Consider the following 1,039-nt stretch of genomic DNA (forward strand, 5'->3'; position numbering starts at 1 on the left):
CATTGATGTCGTCCGCGTTCTCTGGTGCTGCGCACTAGTGGTTGGTCGCCGCGAGTTCGCGCTCGACGGCTTCCGTGAGGCGCTCTTCGATGGCCGGAACGTTGATCTTCTGGATGATCTCGTTCAGGAACCCGCGGACCACCAGGCGGCGGGCCACCTCTTCCGGGATGCCACGGGCCATCAGGTAGAACAGGTGCTGATCATCGAATCGTCCGGTGGCGCTGGCGTGGCCGGCGCCGGCGATCAGGCCGGTCTCAATCTCAAGGTTCGGCACGGAATCGGCGCGGGCACCGTCGGTCAGGACCAGGTTGCGGTTGGCCTCGTAGGTGTCGGTGCCTTCTGCTTCCTTGCGGATCAGAACGTCACCGACCCACACGGTGTGCGCGTTGCGGCCCTGCAGGGCGCCCTTGTACAGGACGTTGGACTTGCAGTTGGCCACGGCGTGGTCTACGAACAGGCGCTGCTCGAGGTGCTGGCCGGCGTCGGCGAAGTACAGGCCGAACAGTTCCACTTCGGCGCCCGGGGCGGTGAAGCGTGCCGAAGGCGTGACCCGCACGAGGTCGCCGCCGAGGCTGACGACGATGTGCTTGAACTTCGCGTCGCGGCCGAGCTTCGCCTGCTGGGAGGAGGCGTGGACGGCGTCGTCGTTCCATTCCTGGAGCGAGATGACGGTAAGCTGCGCGCCCTCCTCAACGAGGATTTCGATGTTTTCCGAGACGACGGCGGTGCCCTGGTGGTCCAGGACGACGACCGACTTGGAGAACTTTTCCGCGACGATCACGACGTGCTGTGCGGAAGCTTCGGTGCCCTGGCCGGTCAGCAGCACGCTGACCTCGCCCTCCACCTCGACCTCGGACGGGACCGTGATGACAGTGGCCTCGGCGAAGTTCTCCCAGGCGTTCGCGGAGACGCGGTCCTCGGGGATGGCGGCGGAGCCGATCCGGCGGTCGTCACGGCCGACGGTCTCGACCCTGACGCTGTCCGGAGCGGTGACGCTCACGGCCGGCGCCGCACCGGTGAGGACCTCGGTGTGCAGGCC

General features: G+C 66.9%; 1 protein-coding gene. It reads right to left on the minus strand.

Features of this window, described 5'->3' with window-relative positions; translation table 11 throughout:
* Window positions 1-34: 34 nt before the first annotated feature.
* On the minus strand, window positions 35-1,039 hold a 1,005-nt coding region (gene sufD / locus LQV45_RS35370; RefSeq protein ID WP_230012719.1), incomplete at its 5' end, for a Fe-S cluster assembly protein SufD.

It is taken from the genome of Microbacterium sp. Bi128, assembly GCF_918698205.1.